Annotated in this window: 18 protein-coding genes; 4 read left to right on the top strand and 14 right to left on the bottom strand. The window is 60.4% G+C overall.

The window, feature by feature from the left end:
* Positions 1 to 225 precede the first annotated feature (225 nt).
* Entirely contained in the window at positions 226 to 1668 is a 1443-nt protein-coding gene (locus ASG86_RS06965; protein WP_200946186.1) for an MFS transporter, read from the bottom strand.
* A gap of 370 nt (positions 1669 to 2038) precedes the next feature.
* On the opposite strand from ASG86_RS06965, the gene ASG86_RS06970 reads away from it, so the two are divergent.
* Positions 2039 to 2434, top strand: a complete 396-nt coding sequence (locus ASG86_RS06970; RefSeq protein ID WP_056331939.1) for a hypothetical protein — start codon at positions 2039 to 2041, stop codon at positions 2432 to 2434.
* Between the two features lie 259 nt (positions 2435 to 2693).
* On the opposite strand, the gene ASG86_RS06975 is transcribed toward ASG86_RS06970, so the two are convergent.
* The 5 genes from ASG86_RS06975 to ASG86_RS06995 all read right to left on the bottom strand — a co-directional run bounded on the left by ASG86_RS06975 (position 2694) and on the right by ASG86_RS06995 (position 8043).
* Positions 2694 to 4850 (bottom strand): amylo-alpha-1,6-glucosidase, encoded by a 2157-nt coding sequence (locus tag ASG86_RS06975; protein WP_056331941.1) that lies wholly within the window; start codon positions 4848 to 4850, stop codon positions 2694 to 2696.
* 230 nt (positions 4851 to 5080) lie between these two features.
* The gene (locus ASG86_RS06980) at positions 5081 to 5809 is read right to left on the bottom strand and encodes a winged helix-turn-helix transcriptional regulator (RefSeq protein ID WP_056331943.1); all 729 of its coding nucleotides are present in this window, start codon (positions 5807 to 5809) and stop codon (positions 5081 to 5083) included.
* A 191-nt stretch (positions 5810 to 6000) separates the two neighbouring features.
* Entirely contained in the window at positions 6001 to 6780 is a 780-nt protein-coding gene (locus ASG86_RS06985) for an MBL fold metallo-hydrolase (RefSeq protein WP_056331945.1), read from the bottom strand.
* A 42-nt stretch (positions 6781 to 6822) separates the two neighbouring features.
* Positions 6823 to 7245, bottom strand: coding sequence for a PAS domain S-box protein (locus ASG86_RS06990; RefSeq protein ID WP_056331948.1), 423 nt, complete (start codon positions 7243 to 7245; stop codon positions 6823 to 6825).
* A 171-nt stretch (positions 7246 to 7416) separates the two neighbouring features.
* Positions 7417 to 8043: an Lrp/AsnC family transcriptional regulator gene (locus ASG86_RS06995; RefSeq protein WP_327019818.1), complete on the bottom strand. Its 627-nt coding sequence runs from the start codon at positions 8041 to 8043 to the stop codon at positions 7417 to 7419.
* Here ASG86_RS06995 and ald point away from each other — a divergent pair.
* The 3 genes from ald to ASG86_RS07015 all read left to right on the top strand — a co-directional run bounded on the left by ald (position 8036) and on the right by ASG86_RS07015 (position 10506).
* Entirely contained in the window at positions 8036 to 9151 is a 1116-nt protein-coding gene (gene ald, locus ASG86_RS07000) for an alanine dehydrogenase (RefSeq protein ID WP_056331950.1), read from the top strand. The genes ASG86_RS06995 and ald overlap by 8 nt on opposite strands.
* Positions 9152 to 9219: 68 nt before the next feature.
* Positions 9220 to 9477, top strand: a complete 258-nt coding sequence (locus tag ASG86_RS20490) for a hypothetical protein (RefSeq protein WP_134165669.1) — start codon at positions 9220 to 9222, stop codon at positions 9475 to 9477.
* Positions 9478 to 10011: 534 nt separating this feature from the next.
* Positions 10012 to 10506, top strand: a complete 495-nt coding sequence (locus tag ASG86_RS07015) for an HtaA domain-containing protein (RefSeq protein ID WP_235565123.1) — start codon at positions 10012 to 10014, stop codon at positions 10504 to 10506.
* Positions 10507 to 10728: 222 nt separating this feature from the next.
* Here ASG86_RS07015 and ASG86_RS07020 read toward each other — a convergent pair whose 3' ends face one another.
* The 8 genes from ASG86_RS07020 to ASG86_RS07055 all read right to left on the bottom strand — a co-directional run bounded on the left by ASG86_RS07020 (position 10729) and on the right by ASG86_RS07055 (position 19158).
* Positions 10729 to 11493 carry a type 1 glutamine amidotransferase gene (locus tag ASG86_RS07020; protein ID WP_056331959.1) on the bottom strand — a complete coding sequence of 255 codons (765 nt, stop codon included), beginning with the start codon at positions 11491 to 11493 and terminating at the stop codon, positions 10729 to 10731.
* A 264-nt stretch (positions 11494 to 11757) separates the two neighbouring features.
* Complete coding sequence (locus ASG86_RS07025; protein WP_082566703.1) at positions 11758 to 13542, bottom strand: helix-turn-helix domain-containing protein; 1785 nt, start codon at positions 13540 to 13542, stop codon at positions 11758 to 11760.
* Between the two features lie 4 nt (positions 13543 to 13546).
* Positions 13547 to 14707, bottom strand: coding sequence for an NAD(P)/FAD-dependent oxidoreductase (locus ASG86_RS07030; RefSeq protein ID WP_235565124.1), 1161 nt, complete (start codon positions 14705 to 14707; stop codon positions 13547 to 13549).
* Positions 14704 to 14940: a ferredoxin gene (locus tag ASG86_RS07035; protein ID WP_056332056.1), complete on the bottom strand. Its 237-nt coding sequence runs from the start codon at positions 14938 to 14940 to the stop codon at positions 14704 to 14706. The genes ASG86_RS07030 and ASG86_RS07035 overlap by 4 nt, the downstream gene beginning before the upstream one ends.
* 5 nt (positions 14941 to 14945) lie before the next feature.
* Complete coding sequence (locus ASG86_RS07040; protein ID WP_056331965.1) at positions 14946 to 16139, bottom strand: cytochrome P450; 1194 nt, start codon at positions 16137 to 16139, stop codon at positions 14946 to 14948.
* Positions 16136 to 16876 (bottom strand): gamma-glutamyl-gamma-aminobutyrate hydrolase family protein, encoded by a 741-nt coding sequence (locus ASG86_RS07045; RefSeq protein WP_056331967.1) that lies wholly within the window; start codon positions 16874 to 16876, stop codon positions 16136 to 16138. The genes ASG86_RS07040 and ASG86_RS07045 overlap by 4 nt, the downstream gene beginning before the upstream one ends.
* Before the next feature lies 1 nt (position 16877).
* On the bottom strand, positions 16878 to 17651 hold the full coding sequence (locus ASG86_RS07050; protein ID WP_011777266.1) for an SDR family NAD(P)-dependent oxidoreductase: 774 nt from the start codon (positions 17649 to 17651) through the stop codon (positions 16878 to 16880).
* A gap of 61 nt (positions 17652 to 17712) precedes the next feature.
* The gene (locus ASG86_RS07055) at positions 17713 to 19158 is read right to left on the bottom strand and encodes a glutamine synthetase family protein (protein WP_235008782.1); all 1446 of its coding nucleotides are present in this window, start codon (positions 19156 to 19158) and stop codon (positions 17713 to 17715) included.
* Positions 19159 to 19205: the final 47 nt, after the last annotated feature.

Here is a 19205-nt window from a genome sequence, read left to right on the forward strand (position 1 = left end):
CTGGCTGCAAATTCCGCGCAATCTCAACGGAGTTAGAGAACTCCTTGCCGATCCGGGGGATCGGGACGATTGATTCATCTGATGCAATACGCAGACTGCTAGTTGACATAATCACAATTATCGGCGTTTGATGCTCGGTGGCAGAGATGCCCAGACAAGCGAGCAGGCGCTGGCGTTCGAAAACGCCAGCGCCTGCTAAAGGCTGTTATGTAGAGAAAGCGGCACTTAGACCGTTAGTTCGTCAGTGCTTGTGTCGGAGTTGTGGGCTTCGGGTGTTGGGTGTCCACTGAGCGTTGTTAGGGCCAGTACGCCAGCGATGACGAGAATAGCGGCGGCGACTAGCAACGCTGTACTGTATCCCGCCGTGAGAGCTGCCCCGGGGCTGACGCCCGCGCGTTCGTGCGGCGCTGAGATGGTGGCCGCGACAGCGGCCAGCACGGCTAGACCGAGAGCGACGCCGATCTGCTGGGCTGAGTTGAGCAGCGCCGAGGCGATCCCTGCCTTGTCCTGGTCGACGTGGTAAACGGCGGCCTGTGTGAGCGCTATGACGCCCAGGCCGAATCCGAGGGCGAGTACGAACATGGCCGGTGCCAGGTGGAGCCAGTAGCTGGCGTCCTCGGCGATGGTGGAAAACCAGAGCGCAGCGACGGCGCTGAGGAGTGCCCCCGTTGCAGCGACGAGACGCGGTGCTATCTTCAGCAGAAGCTTCGGGGCACTACCGGCGGCCAGTATGAGTCCGGCAGCGAACGGCAGCCAGGCGGCACCGGTCTGGAGCGGGCTGAATTGCTGGACCTGCTGGAGGTAGAGGGTGATGACATAGAAAGTGCCCATCGGGCCAATGGCGAGCAGGAGCATGGTGGCGTAGGCGCCGGTACGGTTGCGGTCTCTGAAGAGGCTTAGGGGCACCAGAGGGTTTTTGCTGCGCGCCTGGGTGAGCGTGAATACCAGGAGCAGGAGCGCGGAAGCGCCGAAGAGGACCAGTGCAGCCGGGTCAGTGAAGCCGGCCTCACCGAAACGTGTAATCGCGTACACGAGCGCAACCATTCCACTGGTGCCCAGAACGGCACCGAGGATGCCGAGCTGTCCCTGATGGCCACCCTTGGTCGGGAGGGCCCGGCTGCCCAGGAGAACGAACAGGCCGATGGGGATGTTGATGAAAAACACCCAGCGCCAGCCCAGAGTGTCTGTCAGAACGCCTCCAAGAAGCAGGCCTATGACGATGCCGAGGGCGGACATCCCCCCATAGAGGGACAAGGCCCTGTCGCGCATCTTACGGTCCTGGAACGTAGTCGAAATCAGCGCCAGTGCGTTAGGTGCTGCCATGGCTGCACCCAAACCCTGGGCGGCCCTGGCGATGATGAGCACTTCTGTGCTCTGCCCGAGTCCTCCGGCCAAGGAGGCGAGTACGAAGATTGCGATGCCGAGCTGTAAGGTGCGACGCCGCCCCCACAGGTCGCCGATGCGGCCACCCAGCAGGAGCAATGCGCCAAACGCCAGGATATAGGCGTTGACAACCCATGGCAGGTGAAGGGCTCCCACGCCCAGGTCCCGCTGGATGCTGGGTAGTGCAATGTTCACGATCGAGTCATCCAGCACCAGCATTAGCTGCGTGGTTGCGATGACCAGCAGGGGTATCAAACCGCTTTGCCGTCCTGTTTTGGGTGTCAATTCGTCTCCTACGTTCCGGTGGGAACTACTCCACTTCTCACTTCGTACTGGTACCCCCTGGGGGTATCGGTGCTATCCCAATTTATACCCCCTAGGGGTATCCGCGTCAAGTGAAGCGGACAGTCTGAGGTGGGTATAGGAGCAAACGCGGACGCATGGTTTCGTCCCGTGGCCCTCCAAATCCTCGATGGGAGATAGGTGGTTCGACGGTTCCGGTCCTCGATGACACATGGCCTGAGCGGGGTTCCAGTGTGCCCAGTTTTGGGTGGCAGTACAGCTTTCGTACTTGTCTGGTCCACAGAGCAAGTCGCTGAATTGAAGTAAGGCGTCAGCGCCGACGTCTTACACGACGAAGGAGTAGAGGAAGAATATGACTGCAAACCTCGCGCGCATGCAGAAGGCCAATTTTGTTGACGAGGACGAATACGAACTCATTACTATCGGGCGGATTACGAAGAGGATGGTGACCCTTGAGGGGGCCAGCGCTCTTCTCGTCCGTTTCCCTGTGGGGGCCTCGGTGACGGAGGACGCGGTAAAGACCGGAATTCTCGACACGGATATGTGTCCAATGCCGCATGTCGCCTACATACTTCAAGGCAGTCTGGGGGTTCGACAGCGTAGCGGATCTGAGGAGGAATTCTCTGCCGGAGACCTTATGATGTTGCCCCCGGAGCATGAAGCATGGACCGTCGGGGACGAGGATTGCGTCTTTATCGAATTCATGCGCGGGACCAGTGACGTCTACGATTACTGGCCGGAGCACTGAGACGGGTCAGCCTGCACGATGTGATGTCCTTGCACGGTGAGCGCGAGAGATTGCGCTCATCAAGGGCATGGCCTCCCGTTAGGCAAGTAGTAGTGCCTAACGGGAGGCCTGTTACGCGGGAGACAACGAACTCACATCCGTCTGGCCTGGACTCTTGCCCTTACGGCTGCCAGAAGTTTTTAGCGGACTATCCCTGTCCGGCATCGTATTCATAGTCTGCACAGTATGACGCCGTCGGGTTGGACGGCAGCCAAGCTGCCTACTTCTTTCGCCGGCGGTCTGCCTGTTCTACCAGTTCCGTAATCCATGGCCGATGTCCGCGTCGAAATTCCATCCACTCCGGCAGGCCCTGAATGGACGGGCCAGACTTGTCGATGTCGATAGTGATTCGACCGCCACCAACCGGTGCGTTGGTGATGCGCAGATCCCCGTAGGTTTCGGGCAGTACAGGATCCATCCATAGTTCCCGACGGGAGACATGAACGTCGTACTGCATCAGGTTTGTCACCAGGAGGATTGGGGCGGTTGCTGCCCAAGCCTGGGGCGAGCACGCGGTTGGATAAGGTACGGGTTCGGCGAACTGGTCGCGGCTGAAGCCGCAGAAGAGCTCGGGCAAGCGCCCACCTGACCATTCCGCGGCTTCCAGCATCGCAGTAGAAATACGCTGAGCTTCCTCCACGAAGCCGTATCGCAGCAGACCGGCCGCGATGATGGCATTGTCGTGGGGCCACACTGAACCGTTGTGATAGCTGGCCGGGTTGTATGCACCCATGTCGCTGGCCAGGGTCCGTATACCCCACCCGCTGAACATTTCCGGAGACATAAGCCGCTCGACAACCTGGGAAGCCTTGTCCTCGTCAACGAGGCCGTACACGAGACAGTGGCCCATGTTGGAGGCACAGGCGTCCACCTGGCGTTTCCTGCCGTCGAGGGCTATTGCAAAGTACCCGCGATCCGGAATCCAGAACTGCTCGTTAAACCTTCGTTTGAGCTCTGCTGCCCGATCGGAGAGTTCATCTCCCCGTGCGGTGTCCCCAGCGTCGTATGCCATCCAGGCGCGCGCAGTGTACGCGGCATAGACATAGGCCTGAACTTCACAGAGCGCGATCGGGGGCTCCGCAAGTGTTCCATCGGCAAAATTGATCCCGTCCCAGGAGTCCTTCCAGCCCTGGTTGATCAGCCCTTGGTCGTTGAGACGTTCATATTCGACGAAACCGTCGCCATCTTTGTCCCCGTAATGCCGTATCCAATCCAAGGCGCGGTCCGCGTGAGGCAGTAAATCAGCGATAATATCAGCGCCAAATCCCCACCGGCTGACGGCTCCAAGCACATCCACAAACAGTGGCGTCGCGTCGACGCTCCCGTAGTAGGCCGATTTGCCTCCAAGGGCCAAACCAGCGTTGACGCTAAACCTTACTTCGTGCAGGATCTTGCCGGGCTCTTCCTCCGTCAGCGGGTCCACGACGCTTCCTTGCCGGTCCGCCAGCGTCTGCAGTGTCCCTAGGGCCAGTGATGGATCCACCGGTAACGCCATTTCTGAGGCCCACAAGGAATCACGGCCAAAGAGCGTCATGAACCACGGGGCACCTGCAGCCACCACAACACGCTCTGGATGGTTCGGGTCCTCAATCCGGAGGGCACCCAAGTCATCGTAGCTCCGCCGCAAGGTCCGCTCTATGGATCGATTACTCATGTGTACGACCGGAATCTTGGCAACCCATTCCTTGCGGCGCCGGTCACTTGGGGACAACACTTCCCCATCAGGGTGGACGAGTGCAGCGCTCCGCGCGGAGCCTTCGACCTCGGCCGTAGCACTGACAATCGCGCTCCAGTGACCGTGTGGCGGGACCGATATCCGATAGGTGACCGCTTCCGGCTTCACGTCGGCTCCTGGCGCCTGAATGACGACCCGCTTTCGCATGCCTTGCCAAGCCCCGTCAATGGTCAACTGGTCCCGGTCGACATGGCGGCTTGCGTCCCACGTTCGTTGAATCCGGGCTTCCTTCACTTCGAAAAGGTCCGCGAAATCCGCTTCAACCTCCAGGGACATCACGCACTGGACGGGCTTTGTTGAGAAATTGCGAACCGTAAGTTGTTCTCGGAGACCGGCCCCGACTTCCCGCAGCCGCTCTACAATCAGCGGACTGTCCGCGTATCCGTCGGATCGGGGAACCCGACCTGCAAACAGCGCACGGAAAGGCTCCCGGGTCTCGGCAGCCAGGGACTCCAGCGGTTGACTGTTGACTGTCAGGTTCCAGCGGGACAGGAAGCGGGTGTCCTGGACGAACAGGCCATGCGGGTGCTCAGGATGAATGTCGCCATTGGGTAAGGAAATGCAGAACGAGGTTTCCTCGACCAGGGTGACGGTCCCTGCCCCTACTGGCCCGGCCGCCGTGTCAGCATTCCATCCAGCCATCCTGGTTCCTCCAAGAAAGCAGCGCCGACACAACGTGGTCTCTTCGACACGCTTGGGCGACGGCTTGTTTACTTGACCCTACTCTCCCGCGGCAAAGGGGTGTAGACCCTGTTCCATATCCTGCGTTGCATCCAGACAAGGAACTGGACCAGCGGATCAGACGGCGTAAAAGCAGGGAAAGGTGGCGAGCCTACAATCTTCAGAGGCATCTGGAATCGGGGCACTAAACGCTAGAAGGCTGCTGCTCGAGGAGTGAACCAACCGGAGAACTCCTCTGCCCACTCGTGTGGACCAACAAATCCGATAGAGCCCAACTGCCGTGCATCCTCACAGCGGCGAAGACCCCACCACAGATCGTAGAGGACCCGCGGGGCGACATGGATCTGAAGATCCGGGGTACGTTCTGAGCGGCCGATGCTCGCGGTTGTCTTGCTGTTTTCCCTGCAGATCCAACCCTGGAAGGGTGCTCCCCTGACGTTGTCGAACTCGAATGCCAGGACAAGCGACTTCCGAGGCAGGGAATCTGTCACGAGGCTGCGGCCCATGTGTTCGAGCAGTGTGCCAAGACCTGCCCGCAGATCATTCTCAAAGGGCTCTTGCCATCGACTTGCCCAGAGACCGAGCGACTCCAAGGTCTCGCGCAACCCGTAGCCGATCGGCGTCAATCTGTAGCGGCGCGAGCCGCGGGGGCCGGTTTCATCGTTGCGAACGACAAGCTCCAGCTGGACCAGCCGCTTAAGCCGCTGGGAGAGCAGCGTCCGTGAGAGATCAGGCAGCGCGCGGGACATATCATTGAACCCCATCTCACCGCCGAGCAGTTCACGCACGATCAACAGGGACCAGCGGTCGCCCAGCAGCCGCAGCCCTTGCGATATGGACCAATAGTCGGCACTCAGGCGCCCGGCAGTATCCGCCAGGTCGTCGTGTTCTCGGGGGAGTTGCTCTGCAATGGTCGTCATCGTCCCTGAGCTCCAAGCGGTCTGTGAGTAGTGCTGCCGCCATTCTTCCCGACCGGTCAGGCAGCTGTATGTGCGCCGTGCACATAAGTTGACGCCAAGCTGTCCGTGGTGGACCTTCTCCCATTCTGTCTTTGAAAGAAGAATCGGAGGTTGGGCTGCTAACCGCCCCACCTCCGATTCCAGTCCTCTTGCTAGAGCCGGATGTCGGCAGACTCCCCCGGCTTTAGGGCGATGAGCAGATCGCTCAGCCCAGCGTCCGCAAAGAGTTTGCTGATCTGATCCGCATTTTGGCTGAAATGTGCCCACGAATCCTCGTGCACTGGAACGACCTTTTTAGCACCCATGATCTTGGCCGCTTCGAGGGCGCGGTCATTGCTGAGAGTTATATACGCCCCATCAGCAATCACATCGAATTTAGCGCCGCCGACGAAGAGTACAGCGATGTCAATGGTTGGAAAACGGTCCGCGATTTCGCGCACGATATCCAGCTCGGAGTTGTCACCGCTGATGTACACCGTCGGTATGCCCTCCGCTTCGAGAACAAAGCCGATCACCGGACCAAGCGCGTCCCACACGCCCTCCGGGCCGTGATGCGCCGGCACTGCCGTGATCTTCATCTGCCTGCCATCGGGAAGCGCCACGGTATGAACGTCGTAGTCGCTGATCCCCAGGACGTTGGGGCCAAAGCTCCCCGCGGCCTCCGTCGTGGTGAGGGCAAGCGGCACCATCGTGAGAAAACCCCGACCGGCCACGTCCAGATTGTCGATGTGCTCGTGGGAAGCGAGAGCCAGGTCAACCTGACCAAGCTCCTCGGGGGTGGCGCTCGGGCCGAGCTTCTTGGTAACGGGCCCGGCGATCGGGTGGTGGTAGACCTGGGGAGAATCAAAGGTCGGGTCAGTGATCATCCGGTAGCCGGCGATCTCGAGGAGCAGGGTCGGTCCTCCAACGAGGGTTACTTTGACGTCGTCCATAATTTCAGTCCTATCGGTTCGGTGCGCCTGATTACGGGAAGTTCAGCTTTTGCTCATCATCTGAGCCGTGATGTCTTCTGCCCCGTGCAGGACGTAGACGAGCTTGCCCTCATCGTCGAACGCCGGGGCGTTCAGGGGCTGGAACCAGCGGGGCTCGAAAATTCCGTCCGAGTTCTCAATGTCATAGCGAACAGGCGGAAGAATGTCGATTTTTCCGGTCTCGACAACAAGCTCGATGGAGCTTCGCAGAATCTCTGTTCCCTTCGCATCAGGGTTGTCCGGGTTGTCCGGAAAAGCGTCAAGGATATCCATGCCGACGATTCCGTCACGGCTCTTTCCCGTAGATGCAAGGAACGAGTCAGTGGCGGCGACAATCGTCCTGTCAGGGGCGACGATGATGTATTGGTTCGGCAGACTTTCGAAGATTCTCTGGAAGTCGGGGTTACGTGCATCTGAGGATGACACTTTCGGTTCCTTTCCTGATAAGCGACGTTTTCGCGTCTCGTAATGCCATTGGAGCAGCTGGCCGCGCCCCTAACTAGTGCAAGACATGGACCGGAACGTCCAGTTGCCTCGACCACGAAACCGCGGATGACCGTCAGCCTGGGCCATCTACGGCGAGGTGTCCCAGGCCAACTAGAGGCCGAAGGCGGTTCCGTGACCGTGTTCGAATACGAGGTTGGTCTGGGTGCCTGCGACGGCAGGATTCGAAGACAAGTGGTCCAGCACGAATTGACGGATGTGCTCAGTGTTTTTGGCCGTGATGTGGATCAAGAAATCGTCGGCACCGCCCAGTACGAAGAACTGCTTAATTTCGGGAAGGTCCCGCAACTCGTTACCGAAGGCGTTCATGAGGTGACGGGCACCAGGCCTAAGCCGCACGCTCACCAGGGCCTGGAGGGGCAAACCCATCGCTTCGGGTGCGACTTCGACGGTGAACCGCTTGATCACCCCCGACTCCTTGAGCGCCTTAAGGCGCGCAAGACAGGTTGACGGCGCAAGCCCCAGGGCTTCCGACAACGACTGATTTGTACGCCTCGAATTCTTGGACAACAGACCCAGAAGCCTCTGGTCGACTTCGTCCAGAGTCACCTGCTGCAGTTTCTGCGGGTCGGACATCATGTAACGCTCCTCACAACGCAGGAATTTGCCAGTTACTGGCATTCTGCCGTAGATCCTGTGCTGAAACACGTCTTGCCCGCAGTTTCTGTCATTCTTTTTCCCACAAGCATCAATCTCCTCAGAAAGCGTGAGCATGATCATCTCCGTCCCCAAGGAAATCAAGAACAACGAGTTCCGCGTGGCCATCACGGCTGCCGGCGTGCATGAATTCAAAGCAAACGGCCACGACGTGCTCGTGGAAACCGGTGCCGGCGCCGGTTCCGGCATTAGCGATCAGGAGTACGCACTCGCCGGAGCTGAGATCGTTCAGACTGCAGACGAGGTCTGGGCCCGAGCCGACATGGTGATGAAGGTTAAGGAACCCGTGGCGTCCGAATACCGCCACTTCCGCGAGGGACTGCTCCTTTTCACCTACCTTCACCTTGCCGCGGAGCTGGCACTCACTCAGGCGCTTGTCGACTCCGGCGTCACGGCCATCGCTTATGAGACGGTCCAGGAAGGCCGGGCGCTGCCGCTGCTCGCACCCATGTCCGAAGTGGCCGGCCGGCTCTCCGTTCAGGTCGGCGCGACCTCCCTCATGGCGCCCGCCGGCGGCAAAGGCGTGCTGCTCGGCGGCGTACCCGGCGTCCGCCCCGCGAAAGTGGTGGTCCTCGGTGCAGGTGTCGCAGGCACCAACGCCGCCATCATGGCCCTCGGCCTCGGTGCCGATGTCACCATTCTGGACATCAACATCAACCGTCTGCGCGAACTCGACGCCCAGTACCAGGGCCGGCTCAAAACCGTGGCGTCGAACTCGTACGAGATCGAAAAGTCAGTGATCGATGCTGATCTCGTCATCGGCTCCGTTCTGATTCCGGGAGCGAAGGCTCCCAAGCTCGTCACCAACGACCTCGTGGCCCGGATGAAGCCCGGCTCGGTCCTGGTGGACATCGCGGTGGACCAGGGCGGCTGCTTCGAGGACACGCACCCCACCACGCATCAGGAACCCACGTACAAGGTTCACGAGACGATCTTCTACTGCGTGGCCAACATGCCCGGCGCTGTCCCGAACACCTCCACCTACGCGCTGACCAACGTCACGCTCCGCTACGCGGTTGCTTTGGCCAACTACGGTGTCAAGGGTGCTTTCGACCGGCTCCCCGCTCTGGCCGGCGGTCTGAACGTGGCGGCGGGAAAGGTCACTCACAAGTCTGTCAGCGATGCCCATGGACATGACCTCGCCGACTGGCAGGACCTCGTGACGGTTTAGGACATCGGCTGTGCCTGCCCGAGAGAAGGCAGGCACAGCCGGCTCCATAGGAAGGGGCACGGCATCAAATGGCATTTCACCTGCAACCCAAATGGCAGCCGCTGGTTGGCCAACTGGTCATCGTGAAACTTCTGGATAAGGAGATCCGCCGCGGAGTTGTCGATGCAGTAACCGACGATGATCAAATCCTGTGGCTCGACAGTGATGGCGCCGACCCCCGCCGTCTCTTTCACCGGGCAGACGGTTTCAAGGTGTGGGTCGACTATAGATGGGAAACCGACAGGTCCAGCCTCTGCCCTGACTTCCAGCATGCTGCTGCACCATGAGGTGCGAACACTCCGCTGCGCCTGGACGCGTACAGCTTCTAGAACAGCTGAATGACGATAATGAGTTAGCAAGAGCCATTACTCGGCTGCGCTCTGAAACAGTCCAGGATGAAGCGTCAGGCGTTCTTGTCACCTGGCACGGCCCCTGGTCCTACACCCTTGAGCTCAGCCACCAGATTCCTCCTGGACTCGTCTACGAGTGCGTCGCCCCTGAACAACTGAACTTCTAAGACTGATTCAGGACCGGTCTGACTGATCGAGCCCATCAGCGCCCCTCCCCCAACGGTGGCGCGCCGGCGGCGCCCCTCCAGCAGGATGTCGACCATGACGAGCCGACTGCGGGGTCCACCGTCTGCCGGATGGGCACCAGGCACACAGCCGGTGCGAACGCTATGCCCGCAGTACATACCGATCATCTGTGCCGACGCGAAAATGGTCGAATATGAAGAGTCGGTAAGCCACTCCCATTTCTGGTGTGTCGGGAGCGGGAGCACCACCGGCCGTGTGCAACCTGGCAACGAGAAGGAAACCATGATGTCCGAACCTACTGTGGAAAGAGCAGATCTCGGCATGGCCTGGGCGGTGAAAGAGAGCTTTGTACAGTACGTGCAGTCTATGCGCGATGGACGCATACTCCTGCGCGAGGGTGCTGCCGTGACAAATACCCGACAGTTCTATTTCCCGTTCAGAAGCCTGGATCATTCTGACGGGCACAACTTTGTGCTCCAGTTCGGTGGAGAGGCCCGCTTCCTCGCCCATCACGGGCTTATGTCGGTCTCGATTTGCAACCCAAAAATAATAGTCGGGCCCGACGGGGCATGCTTGTCTATCGAACAAGGAAACGAGATCGTGCACCTCGCCCATCTCGACTTGCCGGCGGTGTCGGTGGAAGACGGCATCAATATGTGGGCAAATGTCCCGGTAGCTCTGACCAGCGCAGGAGCGGCTGTTTTCGCAGATAGCTATTCAGCCGGAGAAACACTGGCTCCGCTGACCATGAGGGCACCATCCTTTGTGGAGGTATCCTGAACCCGTTCTGGGGTGAACTGGCGGTACCAGCTGCGACAAGGTCCTGGGCCTAGACATGAAGGCGCCGTGCTTTGCCCCGCTCCGTACTGGTGGATCCGGGCACGAGGTACTGGCAAGGACCTGTTCCTGCCCGCAGACTCAATGAGTCCAGGGGCAGGAATCGCTGCATTGGCTAGTGTCCAACGTCCACCCCGCGGCCGCAGCGCCACCACGCACTGTTAGTTACTGAGTAGCCACCGTTGCCGTGGTTCGGACCAGGTGGGCGAAGCGTCGCGCCATCGCCTCGGTATGTTCCCTCACGATCTGGTCTTGTTTCTCGAATGCTTTCATTCCGCGGCCGGCCCGCTCCACGGCAACCGTGTCATTCTCCTTGACCAGGGACAACCACTGGCGGTAGACCACCGGCGAGATCTCCGGGTGAAACTGAACTCCCCATGACATCTCGCCTACTCGAAAAGCCTGATGCGGATACTGGGCCGTCATCCCGAGCCATACTGCTGACGGCGGGAGTTGGTCGATCATGTCCCCATGCATGGCGCCTGCGAGGAAGGGCCCGGGCAATCCGGCCATCAAGGGATCCTCGGCAGCATCGGGCCGTAATGCCACCTCGACGACCCCCGCTTCGAGGCCTTGGTTTCCCCTGGCCACGGTCCCGCCGAACGTCTGTGCCATCAACTGAGCTCCAAGGCAGATCCCTAGCGTCGGTTTCCTCTGGCTGGCGGCGGCCGCCATGAGGCGCCGGATGTCGGTAAGCCAGTGATAGGCATGGTCGTCCAAGGAGCTCATGTCTCCGCCAAGAACCACCAGGGCGTCCTCTTGAATCACGTCCGGGATAACGCCGCCACTGAAAGGCTGGATGATTCTGGTGGTTATTCCCTCATCGTGCAGCCAAACACCGAGCCGGTCCAGTGGGCAGTGGAAATCTGGCTGTATGACTAGTGCCTGCAGGGTACCGGTACCTCGGGGCAGGTTTGGCTGATTGGTCATTCTCGAATTCCTTATCGGGCGGTCAGGGTTTCAGCATGCGAAACCCCGGGTTGTGAAGGACGGTGGCATCCTGTGTGGTTAAGCCGGACACCGAAGCCCCATGGCCTTTAGTCCCCGGACCCAGGCGGACAACTTCAACCTAGCGAACAGCACGGCCGGGGTCGCAGTGCCGGTTGCACATTAGGATCCGAATGTGTGTGCCACAGCCTGGTGATCTTGGGATCATCCGAATATTTCCTCAGCGGACCCCGGCCGCTGTTGCCGTCATTGAAGAACAGTGCGGTGGCCTTCGCGCATAGCCAGTCGCGCAGCGATGCCCGTGGGCAGCCAGTCGCCGGCTTCTTCGAATGAATGACCGATGAGCTGCTCTACGCGCTGGAGCCGTTGCCGGAGTGTGTTGCGGTGGATGTGCAGTTTGGAGACCGTGTCGGCAATGGATCCTTTATTGGATAGGAGCATGGCGACGGTTTCGGCCAGCTGGGTTCCATTTTCCGCGTCGTAGCGCATGAGGGACCTGAGTTCGGCGAGCACGTCCCTGATCTCTGCAGACATCCCCTCCCCAACAAGGGGCAGTTCCTGCAGGTGTTCTATGTCGCTGAAAGAGGTGACCCGTCTCCCGGATGTCCTGCCGACCAGTTCTGTCCAGGCCAGTGCGGTTTCGGCGTCTGAGAGCGCTGGCTGCAGAGAGGCGACGTCCCGCGCCAGTGGACCTACGCCGGCGAAAGCTGAGACGCCACGGTGTTCGTCGAGGTCAGAAAGAGTCGTCTCCAGCTTCGCCTTGATCTCTTCTCCGGAGCCGGAAGGGGTATCGATAAAGAGCAGGCTGAGGGGGCCTTCCGTGAAGACCAGGGATCGGGGGCCGGCCAGTTCCTGAAGGTAGGGGGCGATGCGTCTGGACACCGCGTCAGAGTCGAATTTCAGCCGTTTCACTCGCACCAGGACCGGCAGAGTGCGGCCCTTTGACCAGCCTGATTCCTCGAGAATGCGGGCGAAGGTGCTCGTGCCGACGCTTCGGAGCAGGCGTGAAGCATGGGATGAGCCGACGGACTCCAGTTCTACTGCTTCAAAGAGGGCGGCCAGCTGGGAGCAAATGGCGCTGAGCCGATCGAGCTCTCTGGTGGAATAGCGGCGTGGACGATAGCACGTGACGATGCCCCGGGTGCTCGTCAGGCCAAAGGAGACAGATACCCGCTCGTGTCCGGCGAAGTTGGATTCAATGAATTCGGACGTTGCTGTTCGTGAGTGAGTGGTTCTAACTACGATTCCGCTTCGCTCGCCCTTGTCCATTGCGATGGCGGTGGGCGGCGATGTGGCTGCACCTCGCCCGAAATATTCAATGACGCAGCCGTCGGAGCTCATGTGTTTAAGAATCGCCTGGGTGGCCACTTGGGCGCATTGCAGGACGGAAGTGGCGGAGTTGATCGGGAAATCGACAAGGAAGTGCGCTGCTGCGGATTGGCGCCGCAAGTCATCAACTGTCTCAGCCTGCAGCAGGCCGCTGGCAAGCAGCACTCCCACCTCGTCAGCAATCAGCTTTGACTCCCAGGTGAAGGTTTCCTCCTCATATGACCAGAGGCTGAACACGCCAAGGAGGGTCCCGGTCGGTGCCACGATCGGGACAACCAGCATCGAATTGAAATCTTCTTCCTGCAGTTCGCTGATGCTGGCGAACCTCGGGTCCTGCTGAATGTTCTTGTTTAGGACAACCGACTGTTTGGTGAGCCCTGCCCAGCCAGTTACACCTTCGCCGAGGCGAAGGGTGATTCGTCCCATTTGCTGGCTTTGCACTCCAGGGGTGCCTGCGCGCATGACAAGGACTTGTTCCTGTTCATCCCACAGGTAGACGAAAACCCCTGCTGAGTTTGTTGCCCTGGCTACCAAGTCCACTGCTCTTTGAGCAAGCGCGAGTGGATCGGGTCCTTCCATCATGAGCTGCGTGAGCTCGGACAGGGTGTCTGCGCGAAGCTCTGCTATTTGGAGTTTGTGGCGATAGCCAGCGGGCAGGACCTCATTCGGTTGCGGGGCCGCAGGCTCAGCAGGGGGTTTCATCGTTTCAGCTTAGAAGGCTCATGCCCATGGAGGCCCGGCTGAACTGCCTTGGCGCGTTGACGCCGATCCAAGCCACGTCCTCCGCCGCAGATCCAATCCGGTACAGGGCGGCGTTGCGTTCCTCCGCAGCGTATACCTGTACAAGTTCGCCTGCCGGCGGAAGCATTCCGTGCACCTGTACCTTTCGGCCGAACTGCTCCGTCCACCCGTACGGAGCCTGTTCCAGTTCGCTGGAGTCGAAGCCTGCGAAGTATTCTGCCAGGGCTGCGCCATGACGTTGGGCCTGGGTCCAACTCTCGAACCGCCGAAAGGTTCCGTCCTCGGCCTGCCGGGCCGAGACGTCTCCGATAGCGAAGATCCCGTCGGCGATTTCACCACTGGTCAGGAGGGCTTTCCCGTCCGCAGTGCAACGGACTCCGTTGGAAATGTCGAGCTCGCTGTAGGTCAGCCATTCGGTGTGGGGGCGTGCGCCGACAGCGCTGATAACCAGGTCGGCGTGCAGGTCCAGGCCGCTGACCCGGACCGTCCACTGCGCATCCGTTTTCTGAATGGATTCCACAGCAACCCCAAAATGAGTTACGACACCGGCCTGATGCATCCATGCCTTCGCTTCCTCTCCCAGATGTCCTGAAAAGAAGCGCTGCATTGGTTGCGGAGCCAAATCCACTACCGTGACGGCAAGCCCACGCTGGGCGAGTGTAGATGCCAGTTCCGCACCAATGGTTCCGGCGCCGATGATGATCGCACTGGAAGCTCCTGCATCCACGGCGCTGCGCAGGGCAAGGGCGTCCTGCGCGGTTCTGAGGCTGAGAACGCCCGCTGGCTCGTTCGGCAGCCGGATTGAGCCGGCTCCTGTGGAGATGACGACGGCGTCAGCGGCTACTTCTCCGAGCTTGTCCGTCAGGACAGTCCGCTTGTCGGTGAGCAGCCCGATGGCCTTTGCCTTGAGGATCGGCGTAGCCTCCGGCCACCACTCGGCCGGTTCGACGGGGCCGGTGCCAAGAAGGAATTGCTTGGACAGCGGGGGCCGGTCGTAGGGCGCGTTCGGGTCTGAATCAATGACGATAAATTCGCCTGCAAAGCCCAGCTCGCGGCTGCGTTCAATCAGCATCGCCGACGCGACCGAAGCGCCAATGACCGCAACCCGGTCTGGCAGATGTGTCACGATGCCGAAACCTCTGATGCTTTCTCGCTGGCCTCGTTCGTTTCCCGTTCCAGGATTGCCCGTTCGGGGCAGTTCCGGATGGCCTTGCGGACGTTGGGTTCATCGCCGCTGTTTTCGCGGCCAGGAATGACGTGCGCGTAGCCTTCCTCGTCGATCTCAAAGGTTTCGGGTGCCAGAGCCCAGCACCGGGCGTGGCCTTGGCAACGCCCTCCGTCGACCCAAAGTTCTCCCATGGTGATCAAGCTCCAATCTTGAGGGTAAGCGGGCCGACGCCGTGCCACGGTTCGTCGTCGTTTGCCCGTTCGAAGTGAGGGACAGCCTTCAGGAATTCCTCCATGGCGATAACCATTTCGGCGCGGCCAAGGTTCGAGCCGAGGCACCGGTGGATCCCTCCGCCGAAGGCCAGGTGGCGGTTGTCTTCACGGTCAATCTTGATGTCGTTGGGTTCTTCGTAGACCTCCGGGTCACGGTTGCCCGCGCCGAAGACGAGCACAACGCGTTCGCCAGCCTTGATTTCCTGGCCCCGGACAACTGTGTCCTTCTTCGCGGTGCGGGCCATGGCCTGGACCGGGGAGAGGGTCCGCAGGAATTCTTCGGCTGCGGTGGGGATCAGGTCCGGGTCTTCCCGCAACTGCTGCTGGGCCTGCGGGTTGCCGGCCAGGTACCAGAGGGCGGAACGGATCGCCCAGGCGGTCGTGTCGAGCCCGGCGAGGAAGAGCAGGTAGCAGTACGACAGCAGCTCTTCCCGCGTGAGCTTCCGGCCTTTCACTTCCGCTTTCAGGAGCTGGGTGATCAGGTCATTGCTGGCGTCCGCTTCCGGTCCGGCCTTTTCCCGTTCGTCGAGAAGGCGGTCGAAGTAGTCGTTGAGTTCGCGTCCGGCCGCGTATGCGGTTTCCGGATGCGCGGTCCGCTCATAGATGATTTCGTCGATCCACCGGTCGAAGATTGGCCAGTCCTGTTCCGGATATCCGGCCAGGCGGCTGAAGATAATGGTCGGCATCGGGCGGGCAAGCTTTGCCGAGACATCAACGACGTCTCCGGCTGTGAGGACTTCCTGGCACAGCTGCTGGGCGGTCTCCCGCATTCCGGGTGTCAGCTTTGAGATGTTCATGGGGGTGAACATCGGCAGCAGGATTTTGCGGAAGTCAGCGTGGGTCGGGGGATCGATGTCGATCGGAATGAGGGGGACGTCAGTGCCGAACGCCGGGAGGAGCATTGAGGGTCCGACCGCGAAGGTGTCGGGGTCCTGCTCGGCGTTGAAGATATCTTCGCTCTTGGTGATGTACCAAAAGCCTCCATACTTGTTGCTGTGCCCGACAGGTCCGTTGGCTAGGATGTCCTGGTATTCGTCGAAAATGTTGTCGAGCGACCGTCCGTGGAAGTCAAAGTCTGACTTGTTGTGGCTGAGTCCCCGCTCAGTTTCTGTGCTCATGAGAATTGCTCCTGAAGTGGTTTCTGTGACTGTGCGTACGCTGCGGCCTTCTCCACGAGATCGACGAAGAGGGCCTTCTGGGCTTCGTGGTAGTCGACCATGTGCTCGGGATGCCATTGGACTCCGATGAGGCGGGCATCGTCGGCTTCAATTGCTTCGATAACATCGCCTTCCCGTCCCACGACACGAAGGCCTGTTCCGAGCTTTCCCAAGCCCTGGTGGTGGTAGCTGTTCACGGGAATGGTCAGGTCTTTGGCGATCCGGGCAAGTTCGGAACCGGGCTCCAGTTGTACCTGGTGCCATGGTTCATGAGAGGGATGATCCTGCCAGTGCCCCCTGTCCGGGCTCACTTCCTGGACGAGGTTTCCGCCTCGAATAACGTTGACTAGCTGCATCCCCCGGCAAGTGGCCAGGATGGGCAGGCCGCGGAGCATGGCCTCGTTGTAAAGCTCGATTTCGAAGTCGTCCCTGATGTCGCACACGTCATAGACCGTGTCGGCCGGGTCCTCCCCATACAGCCGGGGGCTGATGTCACCGCCGCCGGTGAGGATCAGCCCGTCGAATCCTTCAAGCGCCGCATCGGGGATCGTTGCCGTGGACGGAAGAATGGCGGGACGGCCGCCTGCGGCAAGCACGCCGTTGGCGTAGGCCATGTTCTGGACCGTTGAAGGCATCGGGCCAAAGGCGGTATCGACGGTCTGCCGGGCCGCGGAAATGGCAATAAGGGGCGCCCGCATGTCAGTAAACCAGCCAACCGCCGTCGACGTGGATGGTGGTACCGGTCACCCAGCTGGCCTCGTCGCTGGCCAGGAACGCGACTGCGTTGGCAACGTCGGAGGGCCGTCCGATTCGTCCGAGCGGCGTGCGGTCGAGCAGGAACTTCACGGCGTCCTGGTTCTCCAGCACGGACTTGGTGAATGGGGTCTCGATGAAGCCGGGGGCGACAGCGTTGACGCGGATTTTGGAAGCTGCGGTTTCGATGGCCAAAGCCTTCGTGAACATAAGAAGTGCACCCTTGGATGCGTTGTAGTGGACCTGGGGGTGTCCGCTGCTGGCGATGACGATGTGGGCCTCGACAGAGGTGATGTTGACGATGGCACTGGTTGAATCGTCGCCCCGGGCGGCAGCGCCCTTCTCCAGCAGCGGCCGTGCGGCCTGGCTGACCAGGAACGGTCCGGTGGAGTTCACGGCGAAGACCTGGTCCCATTCCGCTACGCTCACGTCGTCGAAGTTGCTGCCCTTGACGATTCCTGCGTTGTTGACGAGGGTGTCGAGCCGGCCGAATTTTGCGTCGATCTCGGCCATGCCGCTGCGGACCGAGGCTTCGTCGGCGACGTCCATAACAACAGGCACCATTTCCGGGTGCTGGCCGATCAGACGTTCGAGCGCGGCCTCGTCACGGTCCAGGGCTACGACGGTGGCGCCCTCCTTGAGGAGCTTTTCTGCGATGGCAAGGCCGTTTCCGGACGCGGCTCCGGTGACTGCAGCGATCTTTCCGGGGTGAGTGGTCATTGGGTGCTTCTTTCTGAGTATTTAAAAAATGGAAATGGAGCTCTTAGCGCTGCACTCTGCGCTAGATGCGTTCCAGGTAACGTGCGATCTCGAAGTCGGTGACGCTGGTCTGAAGCTTGCGGAGCTCCCAGCGCCTCGTCTGGACGTAGTGGGTCACGAAGGTTTCGCCGAAGTACGCCTTGGCGACCTCGCTTTTTTCGAACTGTTCGATGGCCTGGTCGAGTGTTCCGGGCAGCTGCTTTACCTGGTGTCCTTCCTCCAGGGCGTAGGCGTTTCCTTCCACCCGCTTCGGGGCGGTCAGTTCCTGCTCCACGCCGTGCAGGCCGGCAGCGATGTTAGCGGCGATGACCAGGTAAGGATTGGCGTCAGCGCCCGGTACCCGGTTTTCAATGCGTGCGGCGCTGCTCTTTGACGGGATGGACCTGATGGCGACCGTTCGGTTGTCCAGGCCCCAGGTGGCGCTGGATCCGGCCCACTGCCCGCCTTCGGTCCGCTTGTAAGAGTTGATGGTGGGCAGGTAGAGGGCCGTGAGCTCCGGTGCCGTCTCGACGACGCCGGCCAGGTAGTTGTATCCGATGGCGCTCAGTTCGCCGGGCTCCTCGGCATTGGCGAAGGCGGACTTGCCCGACTGCGGATCCCAAAGGCTCTGGTGCATGTGCCCGGAGGAGCCGGCCCACTCCGGGTTGATCTTGGCCATGAATGATGCCGTGTAGCCGGCCTCAGCTGCAACCTCCTTGACGGTTGCCTTTAGCCGGAGGGCGTTGTCCGCGGCTGCGAGAGCATCCGAATAGTGGATGTTCATCTCGAACTGGCCCGGACCGTTTTCACTGTTGCTGGCCTCGATGAAAATGCCCTGCTCAGACAGGCGGCGTCGGATCTCACCGATGAGGAACTCGGTGCCTGTGTCCCTGACGAGGCTGTAGGTGTGACTGCCCGCCGTGATGGGGGTCAGGTCGCGCCAGTCCTTGGCGGCAAGGTCCGTCGGGGTGCCTTTGAGCAGGTAGAACTCGAACTCGTAGGCGCAGACTGGCGAGTATCCAAGGTCTTCGGCTTTCTGCACGACTCGCTTGAGAATGCTCCGGGGACAGATTGCCGCAGGCTCGCCCGACATCTCGTAGGCGTCGCAAATGACGGAAGCCACGCCGGGTTCCCCCGGAACGACCTTCAGGGTACTGAGATCGGGGAGGAGCGTCACGTCAGGGTAACCCGTGTCCCACCCCGTGTAGCTGAGATCAGAAATGATTTCGTCCTGAATGTCCCAGCCGAAGATGATGTTGCAGATATTCGTTCCGCGCTCAGCGACGCTTTCCAGGAAGTACCTGGCAGGGATGCGCTTGCCGCGCCATACGCCGTCCAGGTCCACGACGCCCACTTTGAACGTTTTGATGTCGTTGTCGGAGACGAACTTTTGCAGTTCGTCATGCGCTGACGCGGCTGAGGATTGATCCTGCATGTCGATGGCCTCGAGTTCGTGGAGGTCCTCCGGGACCTGTGTGATCGGATTCACTATGTACCTCTTATCCTCATTGATATTGGTTACTAAAAACACTAAGA

The organism is Arthrobacter sp. Soil764 (assembly GCF_001428075.1).
GTDB lineage: Bacteria > Actinomycetota > Actinomycetes > Actinomycetales > Micrococcaceae > Arthrobacter.

Excerpts from the sequence above, each read along its gene's own strand:
- ASG86_RS06970 (WP_056331939.1), top strand. The coding sequence starts at position 2,039 with ATGACTGCAAACCTCGCGCGCATGCAGAAGGCCAATTTTGTTGACGAG.
- ASG86_RS06975 (WP_056331941.1), bottom strand. The coding sequence starts at position 4,850 with ATGGCTGGATGGAATGCTGACACGGCGGCCGGGCCAGTAGGGGCAGGG.
- ASG86_RS06980 (WP_056331943.1), bottom strand. The coding sequence starts at position 5,809 with ATGACGACCATTGCAGAGCAACTCCCCCGAGAACACGACGACCTGGCG.
- ASG86_RS06985 (WP_056331945.1), bottom strand. The coding sequence starts at position 6,780 with ATGGACGACGTCAAAGTAACCCTCGTTGGAGGACCGACCCTGCTCCTC.
- ald (WP_056331950.1), top strand. The coding sequence starts at position 8,036 with ATGATCATCTCCGTCCCCAAGGAAATCAAGAACAACGAGTTCCGCGTG.
- ASG86_RS06995 (WP_327019818.1), bottom strand. The coding sequence starts at position 8,043 with ATGATCATGCTCACGCTTTCTGAGGAGATTGATGCTTGTGGGAAAAAG.
- ASG86_RS20490 (WP_134165669.1), top strand. The coding sequence starts at position 9,220 with ATGGCATTTCACCTGCAACCCAAATGGCAGCCGCTGGTTGGCCAACTG.
- ASG86_RS07015 (WP_235565123.1), top strand. The coding sequence starts at position 10,012 with ATGTCCGAACCTACTGTGGAAAGAGCAGATCTCGGCATGGCCTGGGCG.
- ASG86_RS07020 (WP_056331959.1), bottom strand. The coding sequence starts at position 11,493 with ATGACCAATCAGCCAAACCTGCCCCGAGGTACCGGTACCCTGCAGGCA.
- ASG86_RS07025 (WP_082566703.1), bottom strand. The coding sequence starts at position 13,542 with ATGAAACCCCCTGCTGAGCCTGCGGCCCCGCAACCGAATGAGGTCCTG.
- ASG86_RS07035 (WP_056332056.1), bottom strand. The coding sequence starts at position 14,940 with ATGGGAGAACTTTGGGTCGACGGAGGGCGTTGCCAAGGCCACGCCCGG.
- ASG86_RS07040 (WP_056331965.1), bottom strand. The coding sequence starts at position 16,139 with ATGAGCACAGAAACTGAGCGGGGACTCAGCCACAACAAGTCAGACTTT.
- ASG86_RS07045 (WP_056331967.1), bottom strand. The coding sequence starts at position 16,876 with ATGCGGGCGCCCCTTATTGCCATTTCCGCGGCCCGGCAGACCGTCGAT.
- ASG86_RS07050 (WP_011777266.1), bottom strand. The coding sequence starts at position 17,651 with ATGACCACTCACCCCGGAAAGATCGCTGCAGTCACCGGAGCCGCGTCC.